This is a genomic window from Methylobacterium sp. yr668, from assembly GCF_900116245.1.
Classification (GTDB): domain Bacteria; phylum Pseudomonadota; class Alphaproteobacteria; order Rhizobiales; family Beijerinckiaceae; genus Methylobacterium.
Map to the genome: position 1 here is coordinate 98,311 of NZ_FOZY01000004.1, position 19,084 is coordinate 117,394.

General features: G+C 71.2%; 17 protein-coding genes. 12 read left to right on the forward strand and 5 right to left on the reverse strand.

Translation table 11 applies throughout. The features are described 5' to 3' along the window. Positions 1-5 precede the first annotated feature (5 nt). The 9 genes from nuoN (at position 6) to BM419_RS06875 (ending at position 9,401) form a co-directional block, all read left to right on the forward strand. Complete coding sequence (gene nuoN, locus BM419_RS06835) at positions 6-1,451, forward strand: NADH-quinone oxidoreductase subunit NuoN (RefSeq protein WP_020092244.1); 1,446 nt, start codon at positions 6-8, stop codon at positions 1,449-1,451. A 7-nt stretch (positions 1,452-1,458) separates the two neighbouring features. Beyond that, on the forward strand, positions 1,459-2,262 hold the full coding sequence (locus BM419_RS06840; protein WP_091925827.1) for a biotin--[acetyl-CoA-carboxylase] ligase: 804 nt from the start codon (positions 1,459-1,461) through the stop codon (positions 2,260-2,262). Positions 2,263-2,278: 16 nt separating this feature from the next. Then, positions 2,279-3,952 (forward strand): ribonuclease J, encoded by a 1,674-nt coding sequence (locus BM419_RS06845; RefSeq protein ID WP_091925829.1) that lies wholly within the window; start codon positions 2,279-2,281, stop codon positions 3,950-3,952. 272 nt (positions 3,953-4,224) lie between these two features. Beyond that, positions 4,225-4,629: a methylmalonyl-CoA epimerase gene (mce, locus tag BM419_RS06850; RefSeq protein WP_091925831.1), complete on the forward strand. Its 405-nt coding sequence runs from the start codon at positions 4,225-4,227 to the stop codon at positions 4,627-4,629. Positions 4,630-4,634: 5 nt separating this feature from the next. Further along, positions 4,635-4,961, forward strand: coding sequence for a DUF1467 family protein (locus BM419_RS06855; RefSeq protein ID WP_020092247.1), 327 nt, complete (start codon positions 4,635-4,637; stop codon positions 4,959-4,961). A gap of 507 nt (positions 4,962-5,468) precedes the next feature. Continuing rightward, complete coding sequence (proS, locus tag BM419_RS06860; RefSeq protein ID WP_020092248.1) at positions 5,469-6,794, forward strand: proline--tRNA ligase; 1,326 nt, start codon at positions 5,469-5,471, stop codon at positions 6,792-6,794. Positions 6,795-6,803: 9 nt separating this feature from the next. Beyond that, complete coding sequence (locus BM419_RS06865) at positions 6,804-8,114, forward strand: lipoprotein-releasing ABC transporter permease subunit (protein ID WP_091925833.1); 1,311 nt, start codon at positions 6,804-6,806, stop codon at positions 8,112-8,114. Positions 8,115-8,127: 13 nt separating this feature from the next. Next, positions 8,128-8,841, forward strand: a complete 714-nt coding sequence (locus BM419_RS06870; protein ID WP_020092250.1) for an ABC transporter ATP-binding protein — start codon at positions 8,128-8,130, stop codon at positions 8,839-8,841. Positions 8,842-9,140: 299 nt separating this feature from the next. Then, positions 9,141-9,401, forward strand: coding sequence for a hypothetical protein (locus BM419_RS06875; protein ID WP_020092251.1), 261 nt, complete (start codon positions 9,141-9,143; stop codon positions 9,399-9,401). A 175-nt stretch (positions 9,402-9,576) separates the two neighbouring features. Here the strand turns inward: BM419_RS06875 and BM419_RS06880 are convergent, their stop codons facing one another. Beyond that, the gene (locus BM419_RS06880) at positions 9,577-10,845 is read right to left on the reverse strand and encodes a glycosyltransferase (RefSeq protein ID WP_091925835.1); all 1,269 of its coding nucleotides are present in this window, start codon (positions 10,843-10,845) and stop codon (positions 9,577-9,579) included. A 539-nt stretch (positions 10,846-11,384) separates the two neighbouring features. Here BM419_RS06880 and dnaE point away from each other — a divergent pair. Continuing rightward, positions 11,385-14,903, forward strand: a complete 3,519-nt coding sequence (gene dnaE, locus BM419_RS06885; protein WP_091925837.1) for a DNA polymerase III subunit alpha — start codon at positions 11,385-11,387, stop codon at positions 14,901-14,903. A 193-nt stretch (positions 14,904-15,096) separates the two neighbouring features. Here dnaE and BM419_RS06890 read toward each other — a convergent pair whose 3' ends face one another. Further along, positions 15,097-15,771, reverse strand: a complete 675-nt coding sequence (locus tag BM419_RS06890) for a L,D-transpeptidase (RefSeq protein WP_091925839.1) — start codon at positions 15,769-15,771, stop codon at positions 15,097-15,099. A 101-nt stretch (positions 15,772-15,872) separates the two neighbouring features. On the opposite strand from BM419_RS06890, the gene BM419_RS06895 reads away from it, so the two are divergent. Further along, positions 15,873-16,784, forward strand: coding sequence for a LysR family transcriptional regulator (locus BM419_RS06895; protein ID WP_091925841.1), 912 nt, complete (start codon positions 15,873-15,875; stop codon positions 16,782-16,784). 64 nt (positions 16,785-16,848) lie between these two features. Here the strand turns inward: BM419_RS06895 and BM419_RS06900 are convergent, their stop codons facing one another. Beyond that, positions 16,849-17,472: a hypothetical protein gene (locus BM419_RS06900; protein WP_091925842.1), complete on the reverse strand. Its 624-nt coding sequence runs from the start codon at positions 17,470-17,472 to the stop codon at positions 16,849-16,851. A gap of 175 nt (positions 17,473-17,647) precedes the next feature. Here BM419_RS06900 and BM419_RS32305 point away from each other — a divergent pair, with 175 nt between their 5' ends. Continuing rightward, on the forward strand, positions 17,648-17,791 hold the full coding sequence (locus BM419_RS32305; RefSeq protein ID WP_170855152.1) for a hypothetical protein: 144 nt from the start codon (positions 17,648-17,650) through the stop codon (positions 17,789-17,791). Positions 17,792-17,860: 69 nt separating this feature from the next. Here the strand turns inward: BM419_RS32305 and BM419_RS06905 are convergent, their stop codons facing one another. Together BM419_RS06905 and BM419_RS06910 are read right to left on the reverse strand one after the other, a co-directional pair. Continuing rightward, complete coding sequence (locus tag BM419_RS06905) at positions 17,861-18,556, reverse strand: gamma-glutamylcyclotransferase (protein ID WP_020092260.1); 696 nt, start codon at positions 18,554-18,556, stop codon at positions 17,861-17,863. Positions 18,557-18,576: 20 nt separating this feature from the next. Beyond that, positions 18,577-18,990, reverse strand: a complete 414-nt coding sequence (locus BM419_RS06910; protein WP_091925844.1) for a hypothetical protein — start codon at positions 18,988-18,990, stop codon at positions 18,577-18,579. Between the last annotated feature and the right edge of the window lie 94 nt (positions 18,991-19,084).

Here is a 19,084-nt window from a genome sequence, read left to right on the forward strand (position 1 = left end):
ACACCATGACAACCGTCCACTCCGTCCTGCCCTCGCTGGCGCCGCTCATGCCCGAGCTGATCCTCGGCGTCGGCGTCATGGGCCTGATCCTCTACGGCGCGTGGCGCGGCGACCGCTCCGCCGAGACCGTGAGCATCGGCGCCCTCGCCCTGCTCCTCGTCGCCCTGTCGGTGGTGATCTCGCAGCCGGTGCACGGCCGGGTCACGACCCTGTCGGGCGCGTTCGTGTCCGATTCCTTCGCCAAGGTGATGAAGTCGCTGGTGCTGCTCGGATCCGCGGCGACGATCCTGCTGGCGCACGACTTCTTCAAGCGCGAGCGCATCGACCGGTTCGAGTTCCCGGTCCTGATCGTGCTCTGCACCATCGGCATGATGGTCATGGTCTCGGCCAACGACCTGATCGCGCTCTACCTGGGCCTGGAACTGCAGTCGCTCGCCGCCTACGTGATCGCCGCCTTCCATCGCGACGACGTGAAGTCCACCGAGGCCGGCCTCAAGTACTTCGTGCTCGGCGCGCTCTCCTCCGGCATGCTGCTCTACGGCGCCTCGCTGGTCTACGGCTTCACCGGCACGGTCTCGTTCCCCGGCATCGTCTCGGCGCTCAACGAGAATGCCGGGTTCGGCATCGTGCTGGGCATCGTGTTCCTGGCGGCCGGCGTGTGCTTCAAGCTGGCGGCCGTGCCGTTCCACATGTGGACGCCCGACGTCTACGAGGGCTCGCCGACCCCGGTGACGGCCTTCTTCGCCTCGGCGCCCAAGATGGCCGCCGTGGCGATGACCGTGCGGGTCTTCATCGGCGCGATGCCGGACGTGACGGCGATCTGGCAGCAGATCTTCATCTTCGTCTCGATCGCGTCGATGGCGCTCGGCTCGTTCGCGGCGATCGGGCAGACCTCGATCAAGCGCCTGATGGCCTACTCGTCGATCGGCAATATCGGCTACGCGCTGATCGGCCTGGCCTCCGGCTCGGAGGAGGGGATCAGCGGGCTCGTCACCTACATGATCATCTACCTCGCGATGACGCTCGGCACCTTCGCGATCATCCTGTCGCTCCGGCGCCGGGACGTGATGTTCGAGAAGATCGAGGACCTGTCGGGCCTGTCGCGGACCCATCCGTGGCTCGCCTTCTGCCTCGCCGCGATGATGTTCTCGCTGGCCGGCATCCCGCCGCTCGCCGGGTTCTTCGCGAAGTTCTACGTCTTCGCCGCCGCCATCAAGGCGGGTCTCGTGACGCTGGCGGTGATCGGCGTGGTGACCAGCGTGGTGGGCGCCTACTACTACCTGCGCGTCGTGCGGATCATGTACTTCGACGAGCCGAAGGAGCCGTACGAGGCGATGGCCCCGGGCCTGCGCATCGTGCTCGCCCTGTCGAGCGTCGTGGTGGTGCTGTTCTTCCTGCTGCCCGGGCCGCTGGTCGGCGCCGCCGGCCGGGCCGCGAAGTCGCTGTTCTAGGACGGCCTTGACCTACCGACTCGGGCCCTCGGCGCGCGCCGAGGGCCACCGCCTGCACGTCCACGACACCCTCGGCTCCACCAACACGGAGGCCGTGGCGCGCGCGCGCGCCGGCGAGACAGGCCCGCTCTGGGTGGTGACGCACCGCCAGGAGGCGGGCCGCGGTCGGCGGGGCAACAGCTGGTCCTCGCTCCCCGGCAACCTCGCGGCGAGCGTGCTCTGGCCGGTCGCCGGGGTCGCGCCGGACCACCTCGCCGAGTTGGGCTTCGTGGCTGGCCTCGCCCTGATCGAGGCGCTGGAGGCGGCCTGCGGCACCCTGCCGGATACCGGATCCGGCGCCGGGGCCCGATCTCTTCAGCTCAAATGGCCGAACGACGTGCTGCTCGGCGGGGCGAAGCTCGCCGGCCTGCTCCTGGAGGCGGAGACGCTCCCGGGCGGGCGGCGTGCCGCGGTCATCGGCTTCGGCGTGAACGTCGCGGCGGCGCCGGAGGGCCTCGGGGCCGCGAGCTTGGCGGCGGCGGGTTACGCGTGCGGCGCCGAGGCGCTACTGGAACATCTCTCGGACCGGGTGGCCGCGCGGGCGCGCGCCTGGGACCGGGGACGGAATTTCGCTGACCTGCGCGCGGCCTGGCTCGCGCGGGCCGCGGGTCTCGGATCGGAGATCGCGGTGCACAGCGGCGGTCACATCCTGCGGGGCGTGTTCGAGACGATCGACGAGGGGGGGCGGCTCGTGATCCTCGCCCCCGACGGGAACCGGCATACCGTGACGGCGGGCGAGGTGCATTTCGGATCGGCCGCGACGGCGGCCTGAGTTTGGACGACGACAGATGATAAAGGGACAGGAGGAGCTGGTCTTCCTGCCGCTCGGCGGCGTGGGCGAGATCGGGATGAACGCGGCACTCTACGGGTTCGGCCCGGAGAAGGGCCGGAAGTGGATCATGGTCGATTGCGGCATGGGCTTCGCCGGCGAGGAGCAGATGCCGGGCGTCGACCTGATGTTCCCCGACCTCTCCTTCATCGAGGAGCGGCGCAAGGACCTGCTGGGGATCTTCATCACCCACGCGCACGAGGACCATATCGGGGCGATCTCCGAGCTGTGGCCCCGGCTCAAGGTACCGGTCTACGCGACCCGCTTCGCCAAGAACCTGCTGGAGACCCGGCGCCTGTCCGAGCCCGGCGCCCCGAAGGTCGAGTTGCGCGAGGTGAAGCCCGGCCGGCGCGTGACCGTCGGGCCGTTCGAGCTCGAGTACGTGCCGGTCTCGCACTCCATCCCGGAGTCGAACGCCATCGCCATTCGCACCGCGGCGGGCCTCGTCCTCCACACCGGCGACTGGAAGATCGACCCGACCCCGGTGGCCGGCTCGGTGACGTCGCCGGAGGCGTTCACGGCGCTCGGGGACGAGGGCGTCCTCGCCATCGTCTGCGACTCGACCAACGTCGTGCGCGAGGGCTTCTCGCCGAGCGAGAAGACCGTCGCCGAGACGCTGAAGACGCTGATCGCGGACGCGCCGCACCGGGTCGCCGTGACGACCTTCGCGTCCAACGTGGCGCGCATCCGCGCGGTCGCCGAGGCCGCCGCCGCCTGCGGGCGCGAGGTCATCGCGGTCGGCCGCGCCATGGACCGGGTGATCGACGTGGCCCGCGAGTGCGGCTACCTCGACGGCCTGCCCGAGTTCCGCCGCTCCGATTCGTGGAAGAGCCTGCCGCGGGAGCGCGTCGTCGCGCTGCTCACCGGCTCACAGGGCGAGCCGCGGGCGGCGCTCGCCCGCGTCTCCCGCCGCGACCACCCGGATATCAGCCTCACCGCCGGTGACCAGGTGATCTTCTCCTCGCGCGCCATCCCGGGCAACGAGCGCGATGTCGGCTCGATCATCAACGACCTGATCGAGCAGGGCGTCGAGGTGATCACCGACCGCACCGACCTCGTCCACGTCTCCGGCCACCCGCGCCGGGACGAGATGGTCGAGATGTACCGGTGGACCCGCCCGGGCACCGCGATCCCGGTCCACGGCGAGGCCCTGCACCTCGACGAGCACGCCCGCTTCGCGCGGGCGCAGGGCGTGCAGAACGTGGTCAAGGCCCGCAACGGCAGCCTGATCCGTCTGAGCCCCGGCAAGCCCGAGGTGATCGACCACGTGAAGGCCGGCCGCCTGTTCAAGGACGGCGACGTCCTGATCGACGAGAAGGACCGGGCGATCCCGGAGCGGCGCAAGCTGATGCAGGCCGGCCTGGTCTCGGTGGCGATCGCTATCGACGAGGACGGCGTCGTGCTCGGCGAGCCGGCGGTGGACATCATCGGCCTGCCGAACCGCGGCCGGTCCGGCGAGCCGCTGATCGAGACCGTGGTGGACGCGGTCTCCCGCACCCTGTCGGGGATGTCGCGGGGCAAGCTCAAGGACTCGGAGAGCGTCGAGAAGACGGTCGACCGGGCGGTGCGCACCGCGGTCAACGAGGTGTGGGGCAAGAAGCCGGCCTGCCACGTGCAGGTGGTGGAGGTGTGAAGCTGGCTGCCGATAGCGGTTGGCTGTAATCTAGACGGAGCCGAAGCAGCCGATCATCCGATCGGCTGCCGGACAGGGCCCGGGTTCCCTCTCGCGCACGGGAGAGGGACAGGGTGAGGGGGACAGGTTCTGCCGGAGAGGGCTCGTCCCTCACCCCAACCCTCTGCCGCACGGGAGAGGGGGCCGGTCGCGTCCGCGCGTACGGGCGGAGCCTTCCCCGCGAACGAACGAAGCTCCCGGACAGGGGGCCAGAACGCCGGGGAGGAAACATCATGATCGGCCGTCTCAACCACGTGGCCATCGCCGTGCAGGATCTCGACGCCGCCTGCGCGGTCTACCGCGACGCGCTGGGCGCGACGATCACCGCGCCCCTGCCGCAGCCCGAGCACGGCGTCACCGTCGTGTTCGTCGAGCTACCGAACAGCAAGATCGAGCTGATGTCCCCTCTGGGCGAGGGCTCGCCGATCGAGTCCTTCGTGGCCCGCAACCCGGGCGGCGGCATCCACCACGTCTGCTACGAGGTCGACGACATCCTGGCCGCCCGCGACCAGCTCAAGGCGCAGGGCGCCCGGGTGCTCGGCACCGGTGAGCCGCGGATCGGCGCGCACGGCAAGCCGGTCCTGTTCCTGCACCCCAAGGACTTCCTCGGCACCCTGGTCGAGCTGGAGCAGGTGTGAGCCGGATGATGAACGCACTGGCCCGCTCGACGCCGGTGACCCTGGCGGCGATCACCGTCCTGATCGCCGCCTTCGTGGCGGCGGCGGTGAGCCTGTTCAAGCTGACGGTGGGCGGGGCGATCGCCCTCTACTTCGTGGTCTGGTGGACGCTGCTCTTCGCGGTCCTGCCCCTGCGCAACCAGCCGGAGACGCGGCCCAGCCACGTGGTGCCGGGCCAGGATCCTGGGGCGCCGGCGGCGCCGCGGCTGCGCGAGAAGGCGATCTGGACGACGCTGGTCGCGGGCGCAGCCTTCCTGATCGCCCTGGCGGTGTTCCCGCTGACCGGGCTCTAGGACGGCTCGGAGCGGCGATCCGGGAAGCGCCGCCGCGGCGGGCCACCGCCCGAAACCAGATGGGCGCGGGCCTAGCGGGTGGTCCGACACGGCCGCGCCGACCGGACCCAAGAATAAAAAAAGCAAGGCCCGAGGCCTTGCTTTCAAGCTTCACTGGCTCGACCTTGAAATATCCCTCGCATTGGCTGCGGGGCGGTCGCTTTTCCTCCCGAGACTCGGACCTTGCGCCACCTCTTCCGGGCGTCGCAAACATCGCCGGACGCTTATAGGAACAACAATTCGTGTTGTCACCGGGTCTGCGAGAAAAATCTGCGCTTTCTTGCCGGCAAATGGGCATACCGCTTTCCGCCTAGGCAGCGGCCTCAGCGCGGCCGGGCCGCCGCCTCCGGTTCGCCGCGATTACGCCCCGCCGTGGTCGCGCAGTGCTTGTAATTTGCGTCTCCGGCGTGTTGTGTGCCGGCGCGCCGCGGCTCCTCCCGGCCGATCCTCTTCCAAGACTCTGACGACATGCGTCTCTCCCGCTATTTCATGCCGACCTTGCGCGAGACGCCCAAGGAAGCCGAGATCGTCTCGCACCGGCTGATGCTGCGCGCCGGCCTGGTCCGCCAGGAAGCCGCCGGCATCTACGCCTGGTTGCCGCTGGGCCTGCGGGTTCTGGAGCGCGTCTGCGCGGTGATCCGGCGGGAGCAGGACCGGTCCGGCGCCGTCGAGATCCTGATGCCGACGGTGCAGTCCGCCGAGCTGTGGCGGGAATCCGGCCGCTACGACGCCTACGGCAAGGAGATGCTGCGCCTGAAGGACCGGCACGACCGCGAGATGCTCTACGGCCCCACAGCCGAGGAGATGGTCACCGAGATCTTCCGGGCGAGCGTGCGCTCCTACAAGGACCTGCCCAAGAATCTCTACCAGATCTCGTGGAAGTTCCGCGACGAGGTGCGGCCGCGCTTCGGCACGATGCGCTCGCGCGAGTTCTTGATGAAGGACGCCTACTCGTTCGATTTCGACCAGGCCGGGGCGCGCCACGCCTACAACCGGATGTTCGTGGCGTACCTGCGGACCTTCGCGGGCCTCGGCCTGAAGGCGATCCCGATGCGCGCCGATACCGGCCCGATCGGCGGCGACCTGTCCCACGAGTTCATCATCCTGGCCAAGACCGGCGAGAGCGAGGTCTTCTGCGACAAGGCCTATCTCGACTTCGACATCCCGCCGGCGACCGTCGATTTCGACGACGTCGCCGCCCTCCAGGGCATCGTCGATGCCTGGACCTCGCACTACGCGGCCACCGAGGAGATGCACGAGCCGGCGGCCTTCGCGGAGGTCCCGGAGGACAACCGCATGGCGGCCCGCGGCATCGAGGTCGGGCACATCTTCTACTTCGGCACCAAGTATTCCGAGCCGATGGGCGCCAAGGTCGCCGGTCCGGACGGGATCGAGCGGCCGGTCCATATGGGCTCCTACGGCATCGGGCCGAGCCGGCTGGTCGCCGCCATCGTCGAGGCCAGCCACGACGAGGCCGGGATCATCTGGCCGGACTCGGTCGCGCCGTTCGACGTCGCCCTGATCAACCTCAAGGTCGGGGACGCGGCCACCGACGCCGCCTGCGCGCAGATCCAGTCCGACCTCGAGACCGCCGGCCTGTCGGTGCTCTACGACGACCGCGACGAGCGCCCCGGCGCGAAGTTCGCCACCGCCGACCTGATCGGCCTGCCCTGGCAGGTGATCGTCGGGCCCAAGGGCCTGGCGGAGGGCAAGGTCGAGCTGAAGCGGCGTGCCGGCGGCGAGCGCGAGAGCCTCGCGACCGTCGATCTGCTGGCACGCATCCGGCGCGTCTGAGGCGTGCCGATGGCCGCCTCAGCGAAGCTGGACCGGGTTCGGACCTTCGCGGCCTCGTTCGCGGCCTCGTTCCGCCAGGGCACCGCGCCCTTCGCGCCGTTCGAGTGGATCCTCGCCGGCCGCTACCTGCGCGCCCGGCGCCGGGGCGGCGGCGTCTCGGTGGTGGCGTTCTTCTCGGTGCTCGGCATCGCGCTCGGCGTCGCCACGCTGATCATCGTCCTGTCGGTGATGAACGGCTTCCGCGCGGAACTGCTGTCGAAGATCGTCGGCATCAACGGCCACCTGTTCGCGACGCCCATCGACCGGCCGTTCAACGACTGGACCGACCTGTCGGACCGGCTGTCGAAGGTGGCGGGCGTGCGCGCCGCGGTGCCGCTGGTCGAGGGCCAGGCCTTCGCCTCGTCGCAGTACGGCGGATCCGGCGTCATCATCCGCGGCGTGCGGGCGGCCGACCTCGACGCGCTGGCGGCCGTGTCCTCGGCGATCCGCGGCGGCACCCTCGAAGGTTTCGACGACGGCACCGGCGTGCTGATCGGGCGGCGGCTCGCCGACACGCTGGGCCTGCAGGCCGGCGACACGATCACGCTGGTCACGCCCAAGGGCTCGTCGACGCCCTTCGGGACCGCGCCGCGCACCAAGAGCTACACGGTCAAGGCGGTGTTCGAGGTCGGGATGACCGAGTTCGACCAGACCTTCGTGTTCATGCCGCTGGCCGAGGCCCAGGCGTTCTTCAACAAAGACGGCGACGTGAGCATGATCGAGATCTACGTCGACGATCCCGACCATGTCGGCGACATGCGCGAGCCCCTGGAGATGGCGGCCGAGCGCCCGATCCTGCTCACCGACTGGCGCCAGCGCAACCGGACCTTCTTCGGGGCCCTGGAGGTTGAGCGGAACGTCATGTTCCTGATCCTCAGCCTGATCGTCGTGGTGGCGACCCTCAACATCGTCTCCGGCCTGATCCTGCTGGTGCGCGACAAGTCGAGCGACATCGCGATCCTGCGCACCATGGGGGCGACGCCGGGCACGATCATGCGGGTTTTCCTGATCAACGGCGCGCTGATCGGCGTCGTCGGGACGCTCAGCGGGCTCGGCCTCGGCATCCTGATCACCCTCAACATCAAGCCGATCCAGCACGTGCTGTTTCCGGGCGCCTGGGACCCGACCGTGCGCTTCCTCGCCGAGATCCCGGCGCAGATGAACCCGAAGGAGATCACCGCCGTGGTGATCACCTCCCTGCTGCTGTCGCTCGCGGCGACGCTGTATCCCTCCTGGCGCGCCGCCCGGCTCGATCCGGTGCAGGCCCTCCGCTACGGCTGACGGGCCGCATCCGATGAGCGATTCGAGCCAGACCGCCGGCGACCAGCCGGTGCCGGCGCTGTTCTTCTCCCGCGTCGAGCGGCGCTACGCCCAGGCCGAGGGTGCCCTCGAGATCCTGCGCGGCGCAGACCTCGCGATCTGGCCGGGGGAGTTGGTCGCTCTGGTGGCACCGTCGGGAGCCGGCAAGTCGACCCTGCTGCACCTCGCCGGCCTCTTGGAGCGGCCGGACGGGGGCGAGATCTATATCGGCGGTCAGCCCACGGCCGCGATGGCGGATTCCGAGCGCACGCGCCTGCGGCGCGAGGAGATGGGTTTCGTCTACCAGTTCCACCACCTGCTGCCGGAGTTCTCGGCGCTGGAGAACGTGGTGATGCCCCAGCTCATCCGCGGCCTGAAGGCCCCGGAGGCGAAGGCCCGCGCCACGGAACTCCTGAGCTTCCTCGGCCTCAAGGAGCGGCTGCCGCACCGCCCGGCGGAGCTGTCGGGAGGCGAGCAGCAGCGCGTCGCCATCGCCCGGGCGGTGGCCAACGGCCCGCGGCTGCTGCTCGCCGACGAGCCGACCGGCAACCTCGATCCCGGGACGGCGGGCCACGTCTTCTCGATCCTGATGGCCCTGGTCCGCGCCTCGGGGCTCGCCGCCCTGGTCGCGACCCACAACCTGGAATTGGCCGCCCGCATGGATCGGCGGGTCACTATCCGGGACGGGCTGATCACGCAGCTCGACTGAGCGGGCCACCCGCTGAGCAGATCTCCCGTGTGCCGGCGCGGCGACGGCCCGCGCGGCGGCGCGCCCCTTACACGCCGCGCCGCGGCAGCCTCGATCAACCACAGGGCGCATCGCTCCCGGCCCGCGACGCCAGCCGGCCCGCAGACCTCCGAGCCCCGCAAGTGCACGCGATCTTTAATCCGTCGCGCCGCGTGCGACGCGTCACGTCGCGGAAGACACCGGGCCCCTATCTTGTGATCACGCAAGACAAAACAGAGCCGAACAACCGGCCTGTACTGCGTTATCTCTGGAGCCTGACCATGAAGACCCGTATCGCCGCAGCCGTCACCGCACTTGTCCTTGGCGTTGCCCCGATCTCGTCCGCTCTGGCGGCGAACGGCGCCCGCTGGACGGGCCTCGCTCCCTACGAGGTCGAGACCACGGGCTCGCTCGGACTGGGGGTCCACGACAATCCCAACTACGTCGGCTGCCCGCTGAGCTCGGCCGCCGAGGGCAACGCCGACCAGCAGACCCGGCCGGTGAAGCAGTACGGCCAGACCTCCGGCGGCTACCGCTGCTGAGCCGACGCGAGGACGGATGAAGCTCAAGGCTCTCTCCTACGTCATGATCGGCGCCTTCGTGAGCGGCCTGCTCATGACGTTCGTCGGTTCGGCCACCGCGCTGCTCGGGCAGTAATCGAAAGGGCGCCGCTTCGGTCGGAGGCGGCGCCCCCCCGCGTTCGGGCAGGCGGCGCGGTCAGGACGCGCGGGACGGGCCGGGACCGGCCTCGGCGGCCGTCAGCCGCTCGACGTAGTCGCAGGCGTCGAGGACGGCGTCGCGGCCGTCCGCCATCCGCGCCCGGGCCGCCGCGCAGGCCCGCGTCACCGCGGGGTCGGCGAGTAGCCGGCCGAGGACCCGCGCCGCCCGCGCGGGCCGGAAGGCGCGGCGGCTCAGGGTGGCGCCGAGATCCCGATCCTTCAGCCGCCGCCCCTCGTCGAAATGGTCGAAGGCCACGGGCACCACCAGCTGCGGGACGCCCGCGGCCAGCGCCTGCGCCACCGTGCCGACGCCGCCGTGGTGGACCAGCGCCGCGCTGCGCGGCAGCAGGGCGCTCAGGGGGGCGTAGGGCAGGTGGATGATCCCGGCCGGCAGCGGCTTCGGGATCTGCCCCCCCTGCGGGGCGAGCAGGACGCCGCGCCGCCCCATGCGCCGGCACAGCCGCACCGCGGTGTCGAAGAAGCCGGCGCCCTGGCGCATGGCCGAGCCGTAGGTGAACACGATCGGCGGCTCGCCCGCCTCGAGGAACGCTTCCAGCTCCGGCGGCATGGACGCCACGTCGCCGAACCGGTCGACCAACGGGAAGCCGAGCTGCACCGCCTGGCCCGGCCAGTCGGCCTGCGGCTCCGCGTACCAGTCGGGGAACATCAGAAGCATGCCGGTCGGGCTGTTCCACCAGTGCCGCAGCCGGTAGACCGGATCGAGGCCGAGACGCGCCCGCAGGGCGTTCAGCGGCGGGAGGGTGAACGGGCCGACCGCCACCTTGTCGACGCCGAGATTCACGTAGGCCCGCAGGGCGGCCGGCAGGACGCGCGGCAGCGGCAGGCCCGGCAGGCGCGGCGGATCGTACCGGCTCTCGATCAGGAACGGCATGACGTGCAGCGTCGCGGTCGGCAGATCGTAGAGGTCCTGCGCGAGCCGCGCCCCCCAGCCCAGCGGCGAGGCGACCACCCGCAGGTCGATCCCCCGGGCGCGGGTCGCGCCGAGCCACAGGCAGGCCGGCTCGGCCACCCGCAGGGCGTAATCGAACATCGGGCGGAACCCCTGCTGCGGGTGCCACAGATCCGGCTGGCGGATCACCGCCTCGTAATCGGCGACCGTGCCCAGGGGCTGGAAGGCGAGGCCGGCCCGGCGGGCCATCGCCTCGAACGGGGCCGGGGCCGCCAGCGAGACGCCGTGGCCGCGCTTCAGGAGCTCGTGCCCCAGCGCGATGAACGGAAGCACATCGCCGTGTGTGCCGACGGCCACGAGGGCGACGTCGAACCGTTCGACCGTCCGGTGCTCGGGAATGGCTTGCTCCTTCGAACTCCCCAGCCGGTGACGAGCTCGTCTCGAAGGCGGGGGCATGCCAGCCCGCCCGATCCGCATCAAGACACTTTTTACCCTGTCGAAGAAACGGGGCCGCCCTGTGACCCACAGACCCTTTCCATAGAACAAAACATGAACATACTAGGGCCGGAACACAGGAGGCAGGTCGATGCTGAAGCGGGTGATCCTGACCGGAATGGTCGAGTTCATGGCGTTCGGGATGCTGTTCGCGGCGGTGGGCGCCTGGGCGATAGCCTTGGCACCGGTTCGTTAGCCGGATTTTTCCGAAGACTGCCCGGTTCCGTCCGCGGACGGGTTATGCACAGGCGATCGCCCCGTAGGCGCCGATTGTCCACAGGGCTGGGCCGAACTGGTGCTTCCGGGGCACGACCGGTGGATATCGTCCGCCGGCGGCGCGGCGCACGTCGACTTGAGGCCGGCGAGCGGGGATGCTGCCCGACCCCGGAACAAGGTCGGCCATGCCACGCCAGCTCAAGGAGGTCGGATTCGTCCACCTCCACGTCCACTCGTCCTATTCCCTGCTCGAAGGGGCGCTGAAGGTCGGCTCCCTGATCAAGGCGGCGGTCGCCGACAGGCAGCCGGCCCTGGCCCTGACCGACACCAACAACCTGTTCGGCGCGCTGGAATTCTCCGAGAAGGCGGCCGGGGAGGGCGTCCAGCCGATCGCCGGCGTGCAGCTCTCGGTGGCGTTCGAGGCCGCGGACCCGCACCAGCGTCAGGCGCCGACCAGCCACGGCATCGTGCTCCTCGCCCAGGACGAGACCGGCTACGCCAACCTGCTGCGGCTGGCGAGCCGCGCCTATTTCGACACGGCCCTCGGCGAGGCGCCGCGCCTCGATGCCGGAGCGCTCGCGGGCGCCTCCGAGGGGCTGATCGCGCTCACCGGCGGGATGGCGGGCCCCCTCGACGCGGCCTTTCGGGCGGGCCGGCCGGAGCTCGCCCTCAACCGCCTGAAGCGCCTGAAGGAGACGTTCGGCGAGGACCGGCTCTACGTGGAGATCCAGCGCCACGGCCAGTCCGAGGAGGCGCGGATCGAGACCGCGCTCCTCGACCTCGCCGGTCGCCACGGCCTCGGGATCGTGGCGACGAACGAGCCCTACTTCGCCAAGCCCGACGACTACGACGCCCACGATGCGCTGCTCGCCATCGCGGAGGGCCGCCTCGTCTCGGACGAGCGCCGCCGCCGCCTGACGCCGAGCCACGCCTTCAAGACCCGGGCCGAGATGGCCGAGCTGTTCCGCGACCTGCCGGACGCGCTCCAGGCGACGGTCGAGATCGCCATGCGCTGCGCCGTCCGTGCGCGGACCCGCAAGCCGATCCTGCCGAATTTCGGCGCCGTGGCGGCCGGCGAGACGCCGCCCATGGCGGAGGCCCTGGCGGAGGCGTCCGACGCGGGCGCGCGGGCGGTCTCGGCCGACGAGCCGACCGAGCTGCGCCGGCAGGCCGAGGCCGGGCTGGAGTTGCGCCTGAAGCAGCACGGCACGGCGCCGGGCTTCTCCGAGGAGGATTACCGCAAGCGCCTCGAGTTCGAGCTCGACGTCATCGTCAAGATGAAGTTCCCGGGCTACTTCCTGATCGTCTCCGACTTCATCAAGTGGGCCAAGGACCACGACATCCCGGTCGGTCCGGGCCGCGGCTCGGGCGCCGGCTCGCTGGTGGCGTGGTCGCTGCTCATCACCGACCTCGACCCGCTCCGGTTCGGCCTGCTGTTCGAGCGCTTCCTCAACCCCGAGCGCGTCTCGATGCCGGATTTCGACATCGACTTCTGCGTCGAGGGCCGCGAGCGGGTAATCCGCTACGTGCAGCAGCGCTACGGCGAGGGGCAGGTCGGGCAGATCATCACCTTCGGCACGCTGCTCGCCCGCGGCGTGCTGCGCGACGTCGGCCGCGTCCTGGAGATGCCCTACGGGCAGGTCGACAAGCTGACCAAGCTCGTGCCGCAGAACCCCGCCAACCCGGTGACGCTCGCCCAGGCCATCGAGGGCGAGCCCAAGCTCCAGCAGGCCATGGAGGAGGAGCCGATCGTCGGCCGCCTCATCGACATCTCCAAGAAGCTCGAAGGCCTGCACCGGCACGCCTCGACCCACGCCGCCGGCGTGGTGATCGGCGACCGGCCGCTCGAGGAGCTGGTCCCGCTCTACCGGGACCCGAAGACCGGCATGCGGGTCACCCAGTTCAACATGAAGTGGGTCGAGCAGGCGGGGCTGGTGAAGTTCGACTTCCTGGGCCTCAAGACCCTGACGATGCTGCGGTGCTGCACCGATCTGCTGAAGCAGCGCGGCATCGACATCGACCTCGCCTCGCTGCCGCTCGACGACCCGAACACCTACGGGCCGATGGGCCGGGGCGAGACGGTCGGCGTGTTCCAGGTGGAATCGGCCGGCATGCGCAAGGCGCTCTGCGAGATGCAGGCCGACCGGCTGGAGGACATCATCGCCCTGGTGGCGCTCTACCGGCCGGGCCCGATGGCCAATATCCCGGTCTACTGCGAGCGCAAGCTCGGCCGCGACGCCGGCAACGAGGCGTCCTGGTACCCGGACCCGAAGCTGGAGCCGATGCTGAAGGAGACCTTCGGCATCATCGTCTACCAGGAACAGGTGATGGAGATCGCCAAGGTGCTCGCCGGCTACTCGCTCGGCGAGGCCGACATGCTCCGGCGCGCCATGGGCAAGAAGATCCGCGCCGAGATGGACGCGCAGCGCGACCGGTTCCTCAAGGGCTGCACCGAGCGCGGGTTGACCAAGGCCAAGGCCAACGAGATCTTCGACCTGCTCGCCAAGTTCGCCGATTACGGCTTCAACAAGAGCCACGCGGCGGCCTACGCGCTGCTGACCTACCAGACCGCCTATCTGAAGGCGAACTTCCCGGTCGAGTTCCTGGCGGCCGCCATGACCCTCGACATCGACAACACCGACAAGCTGGCCGAATTCCGCCAGGACGCGCAGCGCCTGAAGATCACGGTCGAGCCACCCTCGATCAACACCTCCGGCGAGGTCTTCGAGGTGCGTGACGGCAAGATCTTCTACGCGCTGGCCGCCATCAAGGGCGTCGGCCGCGAGGCGGTGCGGGCGCTGGTGGAGGCCCGCGGCGACCGGCCGTTCAAGGATCTCGCCTGCCTCGCCCGCCGGCTGAACCCGCGGATGATCAACAAGCGCACCCTGGAGAGCCTCGTCCAGGCCGGGGCGCTCGACTGCATCGAGCCCGACCGCGCGCGTGCCTTCGCGGCGGTGGAGCCGATGATGAAGCTCGCCGCCAGCGCGGCGGAGGCCGCATCGGCGGGCGTCACCGACATGTTCGGCGGCGTGGTGGCGGACGACGTGTCCCTGCGGATCCCGCCGCACGAGATCTGGCCGATGGCCGACACGCTCAAGCGCGAGTACGCGGCGATCGGCTTCTTCATCTCGGGCCATCCGCTCGACGAGTACGGCGACCTGTTGGACAAGCTGCGGGTGCAGAGCTGGACGGATTTCTGCCGCGCCGTGCGGGCCGGGACGTCGAGCGTCGGCCGCGTGGCGGCCTCGGTGCTCGACCGGGCGGAGCGGCGGACCAAGACCGGCAACAAGATGGGCATCGTCACCCTGTCGGACCGGACCGCGCATTTCGAGGCGATCATCTTCTCCGAGGGGCTCGGCCAGTACCGCGACATCCTGGAACCGGGCCGACCGCTGGTTCTGCAGCTCCAGGCGAACCTGGAGGGCGAGGACGTGCGCGCCCGCATCCTCACCGCGGAACCCCTCGACCAAGCGGTCGCCCGCCACCAGAAGGGCATCCGCATCCATCTGAGCGACCCGCGCGGCGTCGCGCCCGTGCAGCAGCGCCTGTCGATGCGGGGCGAGAGCGAGGTCTCGCTGATCCTCAAGCTCGACGGCGGCGAGCGCGAGGTGGAGATCCGGCTCCCGGGCAAGTTCCAGGCGAGCCCGGCGCTCGCCGGCCAGCTCCGGACCGTGCCCGGGGTGGTGCAGGTGGAGGTGAGCTGAGGGGCGGCTGATACCAAGCGCCTGTGGGTTCGGTTGGCCCGCGCCGTCTTCGCGAGCGGAGCGAAGCGATCCAGGGACGCGCCACGCTCGATGAGGGCGCGCGACACGGGGTTGCTTCGCTCCGCTCGCACGGACGGGTGGGCTTTTGTGAGTTCTGTCGCCGGGAATTGTAGGTGCGTGCCCGTCGAGGCCCTCAGCTCGCCGCCGTCCCGCTGGCCGCCAGCACCACCGCCCGGCTCCCCACCGGCACGCGGGCGTACAGGTCGATGATGTCCTGGTTCAGGAACCGCACGCAGCCCGACGACACCATCGTGCCGATGGTCTGCGGCTCCGTGGTGCCGTGCAGGCGGTAGAGCGTGTCGCCGCCGTCCCGATAGAGGTAGAGCGCCCGCGGACCGAGCGGATTGCCGGCCCCGCCGGGCAGGCCGCCGGCATAGGGCCCGTAGCGCTCAGGCTCTCGCTTGACCATGGCCTGGGTCGGCGTCCAGCGCGGCCATTCGGCCTTGCGGGCGATGACGGCCGCGCCTCGGAAGTTGAACGCCTCATCGCGACCGACGCCCACGCCGTAGCGGATGGCGCGCCCGCCCTCGCGCACGAGGTAGGCGTAGCGCGCCGAAGGATCGACCACGATCGTGCCCGGCGGCTCGGCCGTGGCGTAGGCCACCTCCCGGCGCAGGAAGCGCGGGTCTATCGCGGACAGGTCCACCGCCGGCACGGGGAAGGGCTCGCCGTCGAGCGCGGCGTAGAGGGCCGTGTAGGCCGGGTCGACGGGCGGGCGCAGCGCGGCGACGGGGCGCGGCTCGCGGGTGACGCAGCCGGCGACGAGCAGGGGCGTGCCGGCGAGCAGGCTGCGGCGGGTCGGAAACATCGATGCTGCGCTCCAAGATCTGGCGACGACGCACAGAACCGCCACGCGGCCGCCCCGTCCATCGGCTATGGGGTGATCGCACCCATAACCGGATGGCATCCATGGATCTGACGCTGGCCCTGCGCGCGTTCCTCCGGACCGTCGAGCGCGGCTCGATGACCGCGGCCGCACGCGACCTCGCGGTGTCGCAGCCGGCGATCAGCAAGCATCTGCGCAATCTGGAGGCCCAGGTCGGCGCGCGGCTCCTCGAACGGTCCGCGCGGCTGGTGCGTCCGACCCAGCAGGGCCAGCGGCTCTACGCGGCCTGTCAGCCCGCGCTCGCCACGATCGACGCCGCCCTGGAAGATGCCCGCACCGAGGCCGGCCGCATCGAAGGCCGGCTGCGGCTGCACGCGCCCGCCTGCATCGGGGCGGCCCATCTGCACCGGATCGTGGCGGCGTTCCAGGCCGAGAATCCGCGGGTCACGGTCGATCTCGTGCTGGACAACCGGCTGATCGACCTCGTCTACGAGGATTACGACCTCGCGCTCCGCTACGGCCGGCCCCACGGGCAGGACGTCGTGACGCGGCGGCTCGGCTGGGTGCGCCGAATCCTGGTCGCCGCCCCGACATACTTGGCGCGGGCCGGCGGCATCGACGCGCCCGGGCAGATCGCCGACCGGGCCCTCGTGACGACCACGTCGGCCCTGGACGACCGGAACACGCTCGTACTCCAGCACGGGCGCGAGACGCTGAGCCTCGCCGTCCGCCCGGCCCTGCGGACCAACAGCGCGGAGGTGCTGTTGGCCGAACTGCGCGCGGGACGGTACATGGGCCCGGTCCAGCACCTGCTGGTCGCCGAGGACTTGGCGGCCGGCCATCTCGTCCGCGTCCTGCCCGCGTACGAGGTGCGCTCGACGGACGCCTATCTGGTCTACCCGTCCGTCCGCCACATGCGCCCGGTCGTCCGCGCGTTCACCGACTTCGCCGTGCCGCGCATCCGCGCCATCGAGGGGATCAGCCACGCCGGTTGACCGACTCCGGTGCGCTGCGGCCGCGACGAACGGGCCGGGGTGGCCGACCGCCGCGATCGCGACCCTAGAACGGCGCCGCGAGGCAGCCGCTCAGGGCGCCCTTCAGCGCGGCGGCATCGGCCTCCGCCACCGTGAACGTGGCCGTCAGGGTCGGGTCCTCGCCGCGCGGGCTCGCCTGCGTCCAGGTCAGCTTCGTCCCGGGCTGGACGAGGGCCAGGGCGACCCCGCGCAGCGGATCCTCGCCGCGGCGCGCGCCCGCCACCGTCAGCGTGAAGCCCGCATCGGCCCCGGTCGCGGCGCCGCGAACCGGCATGCGCACGGAGCGCACGCTGCCGGCGCTGGAGACCAGGAGGCCGGTCAGGGGCTTCTCGCTGTCGGCCCCTTCGAGGCCCGCGAAATCGAAGCGCGGCGCCAGTTCGGCGAAGCGCGGCACGGTCAGCGCCGCCGACAGGCCGGTGCCGCCTGGATCGCAGGCGACGTGCAGGGTCGCCGGCCGCTGGTCCGCCGCGAGGGTCGCGGTGCCGCTCAAGTCCGCGCTGCCGCCGGGCGCCCGGGCGCTGCCGGCGAGCAGGGGGGTCCGGCCGGTCAGGATGTCGGACAGGCTGTCGCCGCGGCTCAGCGGCCCGGCAAGCAGAGCAACGGCGGCGATGACGACCACCCCCAGGGCCACGCCGATCCGGAGCCGCATCCCATCCTCCGCCTGTGGACATCACGGGCCGGCGGCATAGACGATCGCGGCCGCATCGCAACCCTCCGTTCACCACGTCCGCAGGGAATCGTCCGCCGGCGCGCCCGCGTGCACTGCAGCAACTCGGTAAAAACCGATCGTTCCTATGCACCGACACTCAACCTTGAGCGTCGCCATGCGCACGAAGATCCTGCTCGTCCTCACCCTCCTCGTCTACGTCACCACCGGCCGCGCCCCCGGCATCCGGGAGCTGCGCAATCCGGACGCGGAGCACGGCGGCGGGCGCCTCGTGGTCGCGACCAAGCGGGCCTGGATCTGAACCGCTGCCCGGTCGACGCGACCGTCCTCGCGAGCACGGCTGCACCGACGCGCTCGACAGGAGACGGTCTCACCCCCCGGGCGCGCAGGCCCTGAGGCGCGCGGCCACGAGGGCCTGGAGGCTCCAGAGGTGGCGGTCGCGGATGCCGAGGCGCTCGCAGGCCTCCACGGTCCGGAACAGGTACTCGGCGCTCGGCCCTTTGTGGCCGCAGGCCGCGGCGATCTTCTCGGCGATCTCGGAATCCGAGAGGCGTCCGGCGTAGCGGTCGCTGGCGCGGTTCGCCAGGAAGGTCAGGGCCGGGACGGTCCCGGCCTCGGTGGCGACCGGCAGCCAGCGGGCGACGTAGCCGCGGCCGCGCATCTCGCGGCGCCAGACCGGCATCAGCGCCTCGCGGATCTCCATGCCGGGCAGGCGGAAGGCCACACCCCGGCACAGGCCGCCGCGGTCCAGCGCCAGGACGAAGCCCGGCCGTTCCGGCGTGCCGCGGAACCGCCGCTGGAGCAGGCAGAAGCGGCGGTGGAAGCCACGCACCGTCCCGATCCGGCGCTCGGCCACCGGGAATTCCGGGTTCCACATCAGCGAGCCGTAGGCGAAGACCCAGAGGTCGCTGCCCTCGCGCCCGGCGACGATCGCGTCGAGCCCCGGGCGCAACTCGGCGTCCGACAGAACCTCGAGCGCGCTCGGGTCGTCGGGGATCGGGACGGAATGGGCGCGGGCGATCAGGTCGAGGCTGAGGTCGAGGGTGCGGACGGACGCGGCGGGCATGGGCCCTCAACGCCCGGGCCTCACGGCTTGTTGCCCAGCGCGTCGAGTTCGGGGAAGGGCCGGGTGCGGTGTCCGGTGCAGACCTCGTCGTCGTCGAGCACCGTGAGCCGGTCTTTGTCGTAGCGCAGCGCCACCCTCGGGCGCTCGGGCTTGCCGAAGGTCCGGCCGTACATCCGGCCCGACACGCAGTAGATCACCCGGCCGCCCTCGGCGATCGGCCCGGCGATCCGGCTGCCCGCGAACCGCACCGGCAGCAGCGAGACCGCGCCGAAATCGACCTGCCTCAGCGCCAGGGCGGCGATCCGCCGGAGGAGGGCCGGGGAGGGGTCGGCCTCGGCGGCGGGCTCGGCGGCGGGCTTCGGTGCGCGCGGCGCGGCCTGCGCGCCGGCGGCGAGGAGGACCAGCAGGGCGGCGAGGGCGGCGCGGAGCGGCATCGGTCATCGCTACCCGGCCAAGGTTGCCCGAGGCTGGGACCGCGCGGGGCAGCGCCGGCGGCCGCGGCCCCCTATATGAGAGACAGGCGCGGAG

Coding starts and splice junctions, on each gene's coding strand:
- nuoN (WP_020092244.1), top strand. CDS start 6: ATGACAACCGTCCACTCCGTCCTGCCCTCGCTGGCGCCGCTCATGCCC.
- BM419_RS06845 (WP_091925829.1), top strand. CDS start 2,279: ATGATAAAGGGACAGGAGGAGCTGGTCTTCCTGCCGCTCGGCGGCGTG.
- mce (WP_091925831.1), top strand. CDS start 4,225: ATGATCGGCCGTCTCAACCACGTGGCCATCGCCGTGCAGGATCTCGAC.
- BM419_RS06855 (WP_020092247.1), top strand. CDS start 4,635: ATGATGAACGCACTGGCCCGCTCGACGCCGGTGACCCTGGCGGCGATC.
- proS (WP_020092248.1), top strand. CDS start 5,469: ATGCGTCTCTCCCGCTATTTCATGCCGACCTTGCGCGAGACGCCCAAG.
- BM419_RS06865 (WP_091925833.1), top strand. CDS start 6,804: ATGGCCGCCTCAGCGAAGCTGGACCGGGTTCGGACCTTCGCGGCCTCG.
- BM419_RS06870 (WP_020092250.1), top strand. CDS start 8,128: ATGAGCGATTCGAGCCAGACCGCCGGCGACCAGCCGGTGCCGGCGCTG.
- BM419_RS06875 (WP_020092251.1), top strand. CDS start 9,141: ATGAAGACCCGTATCGCCGCAGCCGTCACCGCACTTGTCCTTGGCGTT.
- dnaE (WP_091925837.1), top strand. CDS start 11,385: ATGCCACGCCAGCTCAAGGAGGTCGGATTCGTCCACCTCCACGTCCAC.
- BM419_RS06890 (WP_091925839.1), bottom strand. CDS start 15,771: ATGTTTCCGACCCGCCGCAGCCTGCTCGCCGGCACGCCCCTGCTCGTC.
- BM419_RS06895 (WP_091925841.1), top strand. CDS start 15,873: ATGGATCTGACGCTGGCCCTGCGCGCGTTCCTCCGGACCGTCGAGCGC.
- BM419_RS06900 (WP_091925842.1), bottom strand. CDS start 17,472: ATGCGGCTCCGGATCGGCGTGGCCCTGGGGGTGGTCGTCATCGCCGCC.
- BM419_RS32305 (WP_170855152.1), top strand. CDS start 17,648: ATGCGCACGAAGATCCTGCTCGTCCTCACCCTCCTCGTCTACGTCACC.
- BM419_RS06905 (WP_020092260.1), bottom strand. CDS start 18,556: ATGCCCGCCGCGTCCGTCCGCACCCTCGACCTCAGCCTCGACCTGATC.
- BM419_RS06910 (WP_091925844.1), bottom strand. CDS start 18,990: ATGCCGCTCCGCGCCGCCCTCGCCGCCCTGCTGGTCCTCCTCGCCGCC.